Annotated in this window: 13 protein-coding genes; 4 read left to right on the top strand and 9 right to left on the bottom strand. The window is 44.9% G+C overall.

The window, feature by feature from the left end; all coding sequences use genetic code 11:
- Positions 1-86 precede the first annotated feature (86 nt).
- From vsple_RS01495 to dusA, 4 genes are all read right to left on the bottom strand, one after another.
- On the bottom strand, positions 87-323 hold the full coding sequence (locus vsple_RS01495; protein ID WP_255231579.1) for a hypothetical protein: 237 nt from the start codon (positions 321-323) through the stop codon (positions 87-89).
- A gap of 205 nt (positions 324-528) precedes the next feature.
- The gene (locus vsple_RS01490) at positions 529-1,194 is read right to left on the bottom strand and encodes a TIGR04219 family outer membrane beta-barrel protein (protein WP_261882482.1); all 666 of its coding nucleotides are present in this window, start codon (positions 1,192-1,194) and stop codon (positions 529-531) included.
- A gap of 151 nt (positions 1,195-1,345) precedes the next feature.
- Positions 1,346-1,567, bottom strand: coding sequence for an envelope stress response protein PspG (pspG, locus tag vsple_RS01485; RefSeq protein ID WP_261882481.1), 222 nt, complete (start codon positions 1,565-1,567; stop codon positions 1,346-1,348).
- A 193-nt stretch (positions 1,568-1,760) separates the two neighbouring features.
- A complete protein-coding gene (dusA, locus tag vsple_RS01480) occupies positions 1,761-2,741 on the bottom strand; it encodes a tRNA dihydrouridine(20/20a) synthase DusA (protein ID WP_261882480.1) in 981 nt (326 codons plus the stop codon).
- 314 nt (positions 2,742-3,055) lie between these two features.
- Between dusA and zur the strand changes: the two genes are divergently transcribed.
- Positions 3,056-3,514: a zinc uptake transcriptional repressor Zur gene (gene zur / locus vsple_RS01475; protein WP_255231583.1), complete on the top strand. Its 459-nt coding sequence runs from the start codon at positions 3,056-3,058 to the stop codon at positions 3,512-3,514.
- 17 nt (positions 3,515-3,531) lie between these two features.
- Positions 3,532-3,993, top strand: coding sequence for a chemotaxis protein CheX (locus tag vsple_RS01470; RefSeq protein WP_032549890.1), 462 nt, complete (start codon positions 3,532-3,534; stop codon positions 3,991-3,993).
- A 162-nt stretch (positions 3,994-4,155) separates the two neighbouring features.
- On the opposite strand, the gene pgi is transcribed toward vsple_RS01470, so the two are convergent.
- A complete protein-coding gene (gene pgi / locus vsple_RS01465; RefSeq protein ID WP_261882479.1) occupies positions 4,156-5,808 on the bottom strand; it encodes a glucose-6-phosphate isomerase in 1,653 nt (550 codons plus the stop codon).
- Between the two features lie 325 nt (positions 5,809-6,133).
- Here pgi and vsple_RS01460 point away from each other — a divergent pair, with 325 nt between their 5' ends.
- The gene (locus vsple_RS01460; RefSeq protein WP_255231584.1) at positions 6,134-6,553 is read left to right on the top strand and encodes a secondary thiamine-phosphate synthase enzyme YjbQ; all 420 of its coding nucleotides are present in this window, start codon (positions 6,134-6,136) and stop codon (positions 6,551-6,553) included.
- A gap of 115 nt (positions 6,554-6,668) precedes the next feature.
- On the opposite strand, the gene vsple_RS01455 is transcribed toward vsple_RS01460, so the two are convergent.
- Genes vsple_RS01455 through vsple_RS01445 form a run of 3 tightly spaced genes read right to left on the bottom strand, consistent with a single transcriptional unit; the run spans position 6,669 to position 10,369 of the window.
- Entirely contained in the window at positions 6,669-7,889 is a 1,221-nt protein-coding gene (locus tag vsple_RS01455; protein WP_420833793.1) for a BamA/TamA family outer membrane protein, read from the bottom strand.
- Complete coding sequence (gene alr / locus vsple_RS01450) at positions 7,883-8,971, bottom strand: alanine racemase (RefSeq protein WP_261882478.1); 1,089 nt, start codon at positions 8,969-8,971, stop codon at positions 7,883-7,885. The genes vsple_RS01455 and alr overlap by 7 nt, the downstream gene beginning before the upstream one ends.
- A 6-nt stretch (positions 8,972-8,977) precedes the next feature.
- Positions 8,978-10,369: a replicative DNA helicase gene (locus vsple_RS01445; protein ID WP_261882477.1), complete on the bottom strand. Its 1,392-nt coding sequence runs from the start codon at positions 10,367-10,369 to the stop codon at positions 8,978-8,980.
- A gap of 175 nt (positions 10,370-10,544) precedes the next feature.
- Here vsple_RS01445 and vsple_RS01440 point away from each other — a divergent pair, with 175 nt between their 5' ends.
- A complete protein-coding gene (locus vsple_RS01440) occupies positions 10,545-11,417 on the top strand; it encodes a DUF481 domain-containing protein (RefSeq protein WP_261882476.1) in 873 nt (290 codons plus the stop codon).
- Between the two features lie 190 nt (positions 11,418-11,607).
- Here vsple_RS01440 and rplI read toward each other — a convergent pair whose 3' ends face one another.
- Positions 11,608-12,060 (bottom strand): 50S ribosomal protein L9, encoded by a 453-nt coding sequence (rplI, locus tag vsple_RS01435; RefSeq protein ID WP_255231587.1) that lies wholly within the window; start codon positions 12,058-12,060, stop codon positions 11,608-11,610.
- Positions 12,061-12,082 lie beyond the last annotated feature (22 nt).

Here is a 12,082-nt window from a genome sequence, read left to right as displayed (position 1 = left end):
AGATTAACCACTCCTTTTAATAACAAGAAAGAATAGAAAAGTATGTTTTATAACTTTTTGGAAGTAAAAAACCGTTATGGGTTCATTCACTGTTGTTGATTTTCGATGCGAACCTGTTGAAATCCGACAGCCATTGCGGACTTTGATGCCAAGTCGAGGTCGGCATAATGGCACTCTTCACCATGAACATCGGTCAACAGTACAAAGCCGCCGCTCATGTGTCGAAACTCCACAACCCAAGCCCCTTCTTGGATTGAGGGCTCTATGATAGCTTCCACCAGCTGATTTTCTCGATAGAGTGCGCGTAGTTCATTGAGTGTCATATCCCATCCTTTGCTGTGACTCTGCAATACTGTGTCTTTTAATAATAGACGTCGATTGAAGCAATGCATAAGAATCCCCAAAAGTGATGGGAGTACTAACTCATTCCAGATTGGTATATCCAAAACCAAAAAACGCCACTGAGATTCAGTCGCGTTTTCATATCATTTAATTCAGCTTATCGTATGTAGCCTAGCGGCCTCGATATTAGAAAATCACTTCTGCGCCCGCAAACCAGCCATCAACCATAACGAAGCTCTTACCTAAATCAGAAGTAAAGAATTCATCTGAGTCTAGATCGATAACACGGTAGCCACCACGCAGAGCAACTTGTGTACCGGCCACTGGGATTCGGTATTGAACGCCAGCCATGAGATCCGTGCTCTTGATACCGCTGCTGTTACCAAACTCCATAGTTCCAATGATATCAAAATTAGTATCAGGAACATTAATTTCAGCGTTGCCGTAGAAACTCCACAACCGCTCATCAAAGTCCGTTTGCTTACCGCCCATTTTAGGTTCAACGTAGTTTGAGTCAGAGTACTGAGAGAAGGTCACACCAGCATCAAAGTTCATTAACTTGTGCTCTAGCAGTGTGTAGTAAAAAGTGTAGTCATACTTATCAAACGCCAATGCTTCTGCATCAACTGACGTGTAACGAATACTTGCGTTCGGCAACATTGGGAACTTGTGCTCAAATGCAAAGTACAAAGATGGTGATTGTGAATCATCTTGTCCCACTTCATTAAGCTTTGTACTTCCCCACCACATATCGGCACCGACTTTCGCCGTGTAGAAAGGTTCTTCTTGAGCAGACGTTGTCGAACTGAAAGATAACATTCCCACTAAAGCAATTAATGGCATTTTATTCATTTGAGAGAACTCCCGTTCCATTACGTTGTACTAATTCTAAGTATATTCATAGACTAATGAGTAAAATTCTACCACACATATGCACAACGGATGCGACAAACATCCGTTGTGGTCAAATTTGACGTTACCATGACTTTCGCCCAATAACCCGTTAATAACGGCGAGGATTAGAGCTGTTCACTACGTTCTTGAAGAACCAAATACCAATCGCGATGACAATCAACCAAGGTAATAGTTTTAATACCGCTCCTACCATACCCAATACGACCATCACGACGAGTGCCAGCCCCGTTGCTGCCAATACCGTCATAAAAGTAATACCTGTTACCAATAACGTCACAACAAAGATAAGAACAAAGATTAATTCAAACATAATGGTCTCCTATGATGACCTGTTTCTCTTAACCTTGCTCATTGCAGCTTCCATACCAACACGAGATAAAAATAAAACCTTTAAAAATCAAACAAATAAAAAGCCACACATTTTCATGCATGGCTTTGGTTTTCTTTAAAATGGTTAAAATAACCAACAGTGGTAAATTTCGCCGGGGTGATAAACCTAAAGACTATACATTCAGTTCTTTAGGAATTTTCGCTAGTGCCGTTTGCATCACTTCGATACCTGCACCTTTCTTGTGTGCGTTCTCACTGATGTAACGACGCCACTGTCTGGCACCCGGCATGCTTTGGAACAGACCAAGCATATGACGAGAGATGTGACCTAGGCTCGCACCTTTCATCAACTCTTGCTCAATGTAAGGGTACATCTCTTCAACAACCTGTGAACGTTTCTTGATTGGTGTATCTAAACCGAAGATCTGCTGATCCACTTCAGCCAAAATGTATGGGCTATGGTAGGCCTCACGACCGATCATTACGCCATCTAAGTGCTGCAGATGTTCTTTGGTCTGCTCTAGAGTAGTAATGCCGCCATTCACCGCAATCACTAAGTCAGAGAAATCTTTCTTCACTTGGTAAGCACGTGTGTAGTCTAACGGTGGGATCTCACGGTTCTCTTTCGGGCTCAAGCCACTCAGCCAAGCTTTACGAGCGTGAATAGTAAATTGCTCACAGCCGCCTTTCTCTGAAACCGTTGAGATAAACTGAGTTAAGAACTCGTATGAATCCTGCTCGTCGATGCCGATACGCGTTTTCACTGTGATAGGGATATCGGTGACTTCTTTCATCGCTGATACACAATCAGCCACCAGCTCAGGCTCAGCCATTAGACAAGCACCAAAGCGACCATTTTGAACACGATCAGATGGACAACCTACGTTAAGGTTCACTTCATCGTAACCACGCTCTGCAGCAAGTTTGGCACATTCCGCCAAATCAACTGGGGTTGAGCCACCTAATTGTAGCGCCACAGGGTGCTCTTGCTCGCTGTACTCTAGGAAGTCACCTTTACCATGCAGTATTGCGCCTGTCGTTACCATTTCCGTATACAGAAGAGTCTGCTGAGACAGCAGGCGATGGAAGTAGCGACAGTGACGATCAGTCCAATCGAGCATTGGTGCAACAGAAAGTCTACATGAATGTGTCATGGTAAATACCCTAATTACGAGTCAAACGTACTTATTGGCGCAGCCAACAAAAGTGAAGTCGGCCATTGTAATAGCTATACCTTGTTTACGCTATATGATCTTTACCTCACACTTTTATATTTCAACCCATTCACAGAGCCTCTATTTTGACGTCAATAATCAGTTATATCTTGAGTCATGTAGTCATTTTGAGTTACCTTGTTTTATTCAAAGCCATAAGTCACAATACGCTCTGTACCTGACTTTTATTGAAATTAAGGACACCTCACTGATCTTGCTGCAAAAATAGTAAACAGTTAGGACCGTCCCTTTGTATGGTGAAAAATTTGGACCAAACATTAATAGAGCAAGTTGAAGGGATATGCGCATCACGAGGCGTTCGTCTAACACCTCAAAGAAAGCGAGTGTTTGAGCTTATCTTAGCGAATAAAAAAGCCTCTAGTGCTTATGAGTTACTGGAACAGCTTAAGCAAAGTGAACCTCAGGCCAAACCACCTACTGTATATCGCGCTTTAGACTTTTTGTTGGAACAAGGTTTCATTCATCGAGTTGAGTCAACAAACAGCTTTATATGCTGCTGCTCTTGTAATGCTCACAAACATTTCTCACAGCTGCTTATCTGTGACAAATGTGGCAGCGTTATTGAACTGCAAGACGATAACCTAGTAGCTCAACTTGCTAACAATGCAGAAAAGCACGGCTTTCGACTGACCAATCACGTCATCGAATCTCATGGCACTTGCCAAGCCTGCTCGACTGAGCTGAAAGATTAAGATTATAGAAGAACATTATGCGCGCTGAATTTGTAAACCCGTTTTTAGCTTCCCTCATGAATGTGCTGAAAACGATGGCTTCTCTAGAATTGAAGCCACAGAAACCTAGAGTTAAAAAAGATGAAATCGCTCGTGGTGATGTCTCTGGTTTAATCGGTATGGTGGGCCCACAATCTCGTGGTTCAATGTCGATCACCTTTGATGAAGGCCTAGCGCTAGAGATCATGCAGAACATGCTAGGTGAGCGCCCTAACGGTCTAAACGAAGAAGTGACCGATATGGTTGGTGAGATCACGAACATGGTAACGGGTGGTGCAAAGCGTATCCTTGCTGAAAGTGGCTTTGACTTTGATATGGCAACACCGATTGTTGTATCAGGCAAAGGACACACTATCCGTCACAAGTGTGAAGGTGCGATCATCATTATGCCATTCTCATCTCAATGGGGTAACGCCTTCATCGAGATCTGTTTCGAATAACAGCATCGAACGTTCGACTTTAGAGAAAGCGAATTGAAAGAAAGGTTGGCGCAGTGCCAACCTTTTTTATTACCTGCGATAGACCAGATCATATCGCTCTACTCAACAAAAACAAAAACGCCAGCTCGAAGGCTGACGTTTCTTTCTATCGGTTCAACGCAATTAAGCTTTAAGCGCTTTAAATGCGTTGATTAGACCGTTAGTTGAGCTATCGTGAGATGTCACTTCTGCGTCATCTGCAAGCTCAGGTAGGATTTGGTTCGCGAGTTGCTTACCAAGCTCTACACCCCATTGGTCAAAGCTGAAGATGTTCCAGATAACACCTTGTACGAAGATCTTGTGCTCGTACATCGCGATTAGGTTACCCAGAGTGCGAGGCGTGATTTGCTTAACTAGGATAGAGTTTGTTGGACGGTTACCTTCAAACACTTTAAATGGTACCAGTTCTGCCACTTCTTCCGCTGTTTTACCTGCTGCTAGGAATTCAGCTTCTACTGTCTCTTTGGTCTTACCGAATGCTAGTGCTTCAGTTTGAGCAAAGAAGTTAGACATTAGCTTCTGGTGGTGATCAGAGGCTGGGTTGTGGCTGATTGCTGGAGCAATGAAGTCAGAAGGGATCAGTTTAGTACCTTGGTGAATCAGCTGGTAGAAAGCGTGCTGGCCGTTTGTGCCAGGTTCACCCCAGATGATAGGACCGGTTTGGTATTCCACTGGGTTACCGTCACGGTCAACAAACTTACCGTTAGATTCCATGTTACCTTGCTGGAAGTACGCAGCAAAACGGTGCATGTATTGGTCGTAAGGTAAAATTGCTTCAGACTCAGCGCCGTGGAAGTTGTTGTACCAAATACCGATTAGCGCAAGGATAACTGGAATGTTGCTTTCAAACTCAGTTGAAGCAAAGTGATTATCCATGTCGTGAGCACCTTCAAGAAGCTCAACAAAGTTGTCGAAACCGACAGACAGTGAGATCGATAGACCGATTGCAGACCATAGAGAGTAACGACCGCCAACCCAGTCCCAGAATTCGAACATGTTGTCTGTATCGATACCAAACTCAGCGACTGCCGTTGCGTTAGTAGATAGCGCTGCGAAGTGCTTAGCAACATGCGCTTCATCACCCGCTTCTGCTAGGAACCAATCACGTGCAGAGTGTGCATTGGTCATTGTTTCTTGAGTGGTAAACGTTTTAGAAGCTACTAGGAACAGTGTTGTTTCTGGGTTTACTTTCTTCAGTGTTTCAACGATGTGAGTACCATCAACGTTTGAAACGAAGTGCATGTTTAGACGGGTTTTGTATGGTGTTAGAGCTTCCGTCACCATGTATGGACCTAGATCCGAACCACCGATACCAATGTTTACAACATCAGTGATCTCTTTACCTGTGTAACCTTTCCACTCACCCGATACGATGCGGTGTGTGAAGAGTTCCATTTTTGCCAAAACAGCATTTACAGCAGGCATTACATCTTTACCATCAACCATTACTGGCTTGTCGCTGCGGTTACGCAGAGCAGTGTGAAGAACTGAACGGCCTTCAGTTTGGTTGATTGCGTCACCTTTGAACATTGCTTCGATTGCAGATTTCACTTCTGTCTCATTAGCAAGTGCGAATAGGTGCTGCATTGTTTCTGCATCGATAAGGTTCTTAGAGTAGTCGACTAAGATGTCTGAACCGAAGCGAGTAGAGAACGCATCAAAACGCTTTGCATCTTGAGCGAATAGCTCTTTTAGATCCATATCTTGAGCAGATTCAAAGTGTGCAGTTAGAGATTTCCACGCTTGTGTTTGCGTTGGGTTGATATTTTTCAACATGGTAACTATCCCGATGTTACTTTAGGTTTTATTCTCAATATCATTAATGTGATAAGAGAACCCCCGATTAGGCAAAAGCTCTATGACTCGGTGACGACAAAGATTTCATCATCACTGAAAGATTCTATGTAATTTTTTTTCACGACGTATTATGCCGTATATAATCATCAGCGCCTTGAGATAAATCACGGTTCGTTTTTGTGAACCACTCACTGACGCTGATTTCGGTTATACACTGTAGAAGTGTGAACTAAACCTTATAAATTCAAGTTCAAAAGATAGCGTTAAACCGCTTTTTTGCCAAATACATTATAGAGGATGCTATATGTGGTTTCAGAAGACTATTCACCTCAATGCACGAAAGCGTGGATTTCATCTCATCACTGATGAAATTGAACAACACATCAACGACATTAATTGTCCAACTGTTGGTTTATTACACTTATTTATCCAACATACCTCTGCAAGCTTAACCCTTAACGAGAATGCTGATCCTACCGTACGTGCGGATATGGAGTCGCATTTTAATCGTTATGTACCTGAAAGAGCACCCTACTATCGTCATACGTATGAGGGCGACGATGACATGCCTGCTCACATTAAAGCATCGCTTCTGGGCAATAGTGTGACAATCCCGATTACCAATGGTCGATTAGCTTTAGGAACATGGCAGGGCATTTACTTAGGTGAACACCGTGATTTCGGTGGGAGCCGTACTGTGATTGTGACTATTCAAGGTGAGTAGCACAGACAACACGATAATAAGAGTGGTATGTCCCTCAACCGCTCTTATTACTAGTGCTTTAGACCTACCATAGGCCAAAAGCTTTTTTAGGCTCAATTGCGCGAAAAAATACACTTTAGAAGGGTTGGTTTATCATGATCCTAAAGGTGCCTTCATCGCCGCCGCGGGCTAATTCAGCTCGTACCACGACGCCCTCTACCTGAAAGCGTACCGCTCCACCTAAACTCCACTTCATATCAGAGTGCAGGGTTTTTACATCGTACTCATCGGCCACTCGCCCTGCTTCGGCAAAAACAACCCACTGCCACCAAGGTAGATCGTAGTAATTAATCAGAGGAATATCTTCCAATGGCTGCCATTCAGGTAATACTCGATACTCCGCGGAGTAATGAACCGCAGAGCGACCATGAAACCGACCACCGGTATAGCCTCTAAGTCGATATAGACCACCAAGGCGTGCTTGTTCCGTTTCAGGCGGACGAGCACACACCTGATCAGAACAGTCATCCCACGTTGGTGTATCCGCAGTATAGAAGTCAAATGCGAGGACTTGTTGATCAAACCAATCTCCAAGTGGGCCTAATGCGAAGTATTGGCTGTTTTGAAATGACCACTTAAACCAAGGGTCATCTTCGGACCAATCGTCAGCGCCTGTGGTCAGCTCTAGCAAAGAGTGAGAGCCTTTAGTCGGGTTGTGAGTGCTGTCTCGGTTATCCCAATCAAAGCTTAACTTGAAGCCGGTGGCTTTCTCGGTTTGGTTGAGCTCTTTGAGATCACGAGAGGTGTAAAACGGTGTAAAAAGAATCGAACTCACACCAGACTCTAATGGAGAGGCAAAGCTGACATTTTTAATCGGCTGAAACGCGCCCAGCAAACCATGCTCAGCCACATTGCCCCAAGGCAGCAGATATTTAAACTCCGCTTGGTAGTTCTGTTCGTAGCCGTCAGTGACGGTGTTATCCAGATCGGAAGAGCCATTGCTGCCCTGTTCACCGAGATAATACGGGTTGTCATTAAAACGAGCTTGGTACATTTGAGTACTAAACAGGAGACTCTGCGATAACGCATAGTTAAAAGCGGACAAGAAGACGACATAGCTGTCTTTATCGGAATAAAGAGCAGTACCAAACAGGGCGGCTTGTGGCTGCCCTACCCCTTTTGCGACACCAGCACCACCAAAGGTATTGCCCATAGTTTCAGTGCTGAAGTAGAAGGGAACAAACGCAGAGTCTTTAGGTTGTTTCTCTGGTTGACTGGAGGCTTGAGCGGACGTAAAAACCAGTGAGGCCGCCAGCGTGATAGCACTGGCAAACCACCTTTTTTTACTACTCACAATTTCACGTACTCCATCTCAACACGTGAGGTGAGTTTGGTAACCAGTTCATAAGCGATCGTACCAATGTGAGACGCCACCTCTTCTGAAGGGAGTTCTTTACCCCATAAGATTGCTTCATCACCTACCTGATCAGCGGCATCTGGACCGAGATCAACCGTCAGCATATCCATAGAGACACGACCAGCAATCGGCACCCTACGACCATTGATGAATACTGGTGTACCGTTAGGTGCGGTTCGCGGATAACCATCACCATAACCAATAGCAATCACACCCATTTTGGTATCGCGATCGCTGGTCCAGTTTCCACCATAACCAACGCTCTCACCGGCTTTGAGATCACGAACTGCAATCAGATGTGAGGTCAGAGTCATCACAGGCTGAAAGCCCAGATCTTGTGCTGTCTGCTCAATAAACGGAGAAACACCATAAGAGATAATTCCAGGACGCACCCAATCTAGGTGACTTTCAGGCCATGCTAACAAACCTGCCGAGTTCGCTAAAGAACGCTCACCCTCACAGCCCTCTGTTAACGACAGAAAGAGTTCAGTCTGCTGCGGTGTGGTGTCTTTATCTAATTCATCCGCACAACCAAAATGACTCATGTAACGCAGTGGTTTAGCGACATTCGGGCATTGATGCAAACGTTCTACAAAGTTTTGGTACTGTTCAGAGCGAACTCCCAATCGATGCATGCCACTGTCTACCTTCAACCAGACAACGACCGGCGCTTGAAGCTGGGTGTTTTCTAGTGCGATTAGCTGCTCTTCACAGTGGACCACGGTCTGTATATTGTTCGCAACAAGGATCGGTAAATCACCTGAAGTATAAAAGCCTTCAAGCAGTAGAATAGGTTGCACAATACCGCCCGCACGCAACTGCAACGCTTCTTCAATACGAGCGACGCCGAACGCATCGGAATTGTTAGAGTGTTTCGCAATCTGCAGTAAGCCGTGACCATAGCCATTGGCTTTGACTACCGACATCACTTTACATTGAGGAGCCTTCGACTTTATCTGACGAAGGTTGTGCTCTAGTGCATTGAGATCAATGCTTGCGGTTGCCGCTTTCATATACGTCATTGAGCGTTACTCATCATCAAATGCAGGGCCTGCATAGTTATCAAATCGAGAGTGCTGACCTTGGAAGGTCAAACGAACCGAACCGATCGGACCGTTACGCTGCTTACCTATGATAATTTCAGCGATACCTTTTAGTGCGCTGTCTGGGTTATAAACCTCATCACGGTAGATAAACATGATTAAGTCGGCATCTTGCTCAATCGAGCCCGATTCACGCAAGTCCGAGTTCACCGGACGCTTATCAGCACGCTGCTCAAGGGAACGGTTAAGCTGAGACAGTGCCACAACCGGAACATTCAACTCTTTCGCTAGAGCTTTGAGAGAGCGAGAGATCTCAGCAATTTCCAATGTACGGTTATCAGAAAGAGACGGTACACGCATCAATTGAAGGTAGTCGATCATGATCATTGAAAGACCGTCGTGTTCACGAGCAATACGACGCGCACGTGAACGCACTTCGGTGGGTGTTAGACCTGAACTGTCATCGATGTACATATTCTTCTTGTCCATGAGAATACCCATAGTCGAAGAGATTCGAGCCCAATCTTCATCATCCAACTGACCGGTACGAATTTTGGTTTGGTCTACACGAGAAAGGGACGCCAGCATACGCATCATTAGCTGTTCGCCTGGCATCTCTAGTGAGAAGATAAGCACTGGCTTGTCTTGCTTCATCGCTGCGTTTTCACACAAGTTCATCGCAAAGGTGGTTTTACCCATTGATGGACGCGCCGCGACAATGATTAAATCTGAGCCCTGCAGACCTGCGGTCTTCTTATTGAGATCATTAAAACCGGTATCGACACCCGTCACACCATCTTGTGGCGTTTTATATAGGATCTCGATACGCTCTAGCGTCTTCTCTAGAATACTGTCTACGTTTTGGGGGCCTTCGTTCTCACTCGCACGACCTTCCGCAATCGCGAATACTTTACTCTCGGCAAGATCAAGTAAGTCTTCTGATGTGCGACCTTGCGGGTCATAACCAGAATCGGCGATCTCATTCGCAACACCAATCAGGCTGCGAACCAGAGCACGCTGCGCAACGATATCGGCATACGCGTTAATGTTTGCCGCACTTGGGGTGTTTTTCGCGAGATCTGCAAGGTAAGCGAAGCCACCCACCTCTTCTAGTTGCTCGCGCAGTTCTAAGTGTTCTGAGAGTGTAATGAGATCCAGAGGGGCACTTTCTTCTAGAATGTCTTTCACCGCTTCGAAAATCAAACGGTGCGGACGGCTATAAAAGTCCTTCGCCACAACCTTCTCAGCAACCGTATCCCAGCGTTCGTTGTCCAGCAACAGGCCGCCAATCACGGATTGCTCAGCTTCTAATGAATGGGGCGGGACTTTAATCGCGTCCACCTGATCGTTGGCTGATTTCTGATTTCTGGTATCCACTATGACTACACTCAAATAACTAATAATGACCGCTCATTATACCCAAGAACATTCATTTGTAATGCTATGGAGTCGGTTTGTTTTCGTCTTACGTAAGAATTTACTTATTGCTGACTAAAATCACCAAGCCTAGCATTACGATTCCCCATTCATTCACTGTCCAAATGAGGTATGCGTGTCCAAATTATTTGCTCTTAGCCTTGGCCTACTGAGCACTCCATTAGTTTTAGCTAATGACACAGAATCCTCTGTTGATAAGCTTCTTGACTCCATAGAAGTGGCTGAGCCTTTAGAGTCAGCTGAAGAGTTACAATTAGAAGTAGCAACAGATGTTGTGGATATGGATATCGCGCCGAGTGACACAGACACTGAACCTGAAGATCCACTCTCGACGGAAGTTGAGTTTGGCTACCAATCGCATACCGGTAATTCAGACTCTCGCTCGCTCAATGCGCGACTCAGTGCGGAATACACTGAAGGGCGTCACCGTAGTACAGGTGAATGGAAGTATTACAACCTCTATAAAGATGGTGAAGAAGACAAAAGACAGTCGACTTACACCGCGCAGAGCGACTATAAGTTAAGCCCAAAAACCTATCTTTACGGAAGTTTTAAAGGGGTAGACTCGCGCTACAGTGCTTACTTCAAGGATTATACGATTTCGACAGGCTTAGGTTATCAATTCTCAAATACTGAAACCTTCGTTCTAGAGTTTGAAGTTGGTCCTGGTTTTCGTTACCAAGAGCCAAACCTAGATGAAATCGATGACGATGATATTATTTTTCCAGAGATCGTCGAAGAGGGTATTTTCCGAGGCAACGTAAATTCGACCTGGCAGGCTTTGCCGAACCTAAGTTTCAATGTCGATATGACGCTGGTTTCGGGCAGAAGTAACCTAAGGCTCGATACAGAACTTGAAGCAGTAAACGATATCACCGAAAACATCGCGCTCAAGATTGCACACTCTCGTCAGTACCACGACAAAGTACCAAATGGCTTAGATAAAGCAGACTCTGTACTTTCCGTAAACCTATTATTCCACTTCTAAACCCAGTAGAAACCGTTTTAGGGTAAAAAGATCATCATAGGTTACCTAGACGCCTTGTTCTCTCTCATTTATGTATCGCAAGTCTTAGACGTCTTCAGGTCGTTGTTCTCAAATTCCAGACATAAAAAAACACCAGCCGAAGCTGGTGCTTTAAAACTTTCAAAAGAAAGAATTCGTCTTTTGACTGAAATTACTCAGCAGCAACGATAGCGATTTTCGCAGTAGCAAATACTTCAGAGTGAAGTTGGATGCTTACTTCGAATTCACCGATGTTACGTAGAGCGCCTTCAGGTAGGCGTACTTCGCTCTTAGCAACTTCAACACCTGCAGCTGTGATAGCGTCAGCGATGTCGCGAGTACCGATAGAACCGAATAGTTTACCTTCGTCACCAGCTTTAGAAGCGATAACAACAGCTTCTAGAGCGTTAACTTTCTCTGCGCGAGCTTCAGCAGCAGCTAGTTGCTCAGCAACTTTAGCTTCTAGTTCAGCACGGCGAGTTTCGAACATAGCAACGTTGTCCTTAGTTGCCATAACTGCTTTACCTTGTGGGATAAGGAAGTTACGAGCGTAGCCAGATTTAACGTTTACTTGGTCGCCAAGGCCACCTAGGTTACCGATCTTATCAAGTAGAATAACTTGCATTATCTTAGTCCTCTTAAACTTT

This window comes from Vibrio pelagius (genome assembly GCF_024347575.1).
In the GTDB taxonomy this organism is placed as follows: domain Bacteria; phylum Pseudomonadota; class Gammaproteobacteria; order Enterobacterales; family Vibrionaceae; genus Vibrio; species Vibrio pelagius.
Note: the sequence above shows the minus strand (reverse complement) of the source record. Positions and strands in the feature narration are given on the sequence as shown.

Bases quoted from the DNA above. Each gene is read 5' to 3' on its own strand.
- vsple_RS01490 (WP_261882482.1), bottom strand. From the start codon at position 1,194: ATGAATAAAATGCCATTAATTGCTTTAGTGGGAATGTTATCTTTCAGT.
- pgi (WP_261882479.1), bottom strand. From the start codon at position 5,808: ATGTTGAAAAATATCAACCCAACGCAAACACAAGCGTGGAAATCTCTA.
- dusA (WP_261882480.1), bottom strand. From the start codon at position 2,741: ATGACACATTCATGTAGACTTTCTGTTGCACCAATGCTCGATTGGACT.
- rplI (WP_255231587.1), bottom strand. From the start codon at position 12,060: ATGCAAGTTATTCTACTTGATAAGATCGGTAACCTAGGTGGCCTTGGC.
- vsple_RS01470 (WP_032549890.1), top strand. From the start codon at position 3,532: ATGCGCGCTGAATTTGTAAACCCGTTTTTAGCTTCCCTCATGAATGTG.
- alr (WP_261882478.1), bottom strand. From the start codon at position 8,971: ATGACGTATATGAAAGCGGCAACCGCAAGCATTGATCTCAATGCACTA.
- vsple_RS01460 (WP_255231584.1), top strand. From the start codon at position 6,134: ATGTGGTTTCAGAAGACTATTCACCTCAATGCACGAAAGCGTGGATTT.
- pspG (WP_261882481.1), bottom strand. From the start codon at position 1,567: ATGTTTGAATTAATCTTTGTTCTTATCTTTGTTGTGACGTTATTGGTA.
- vsple_RS01495 (WP_255231579.1), bottom strand. From the start codon at position 323: ATGACACTCAATGAACTACGCGCACTCTATCGAGAAAATCAGCTGGTG.
- zur (WP_255231583.1), top strand. From the start codon at position 3,056: ATGGTGAAAAATTTGGACCAAACATTAATAGAGCAAGTTGAAGGGATA.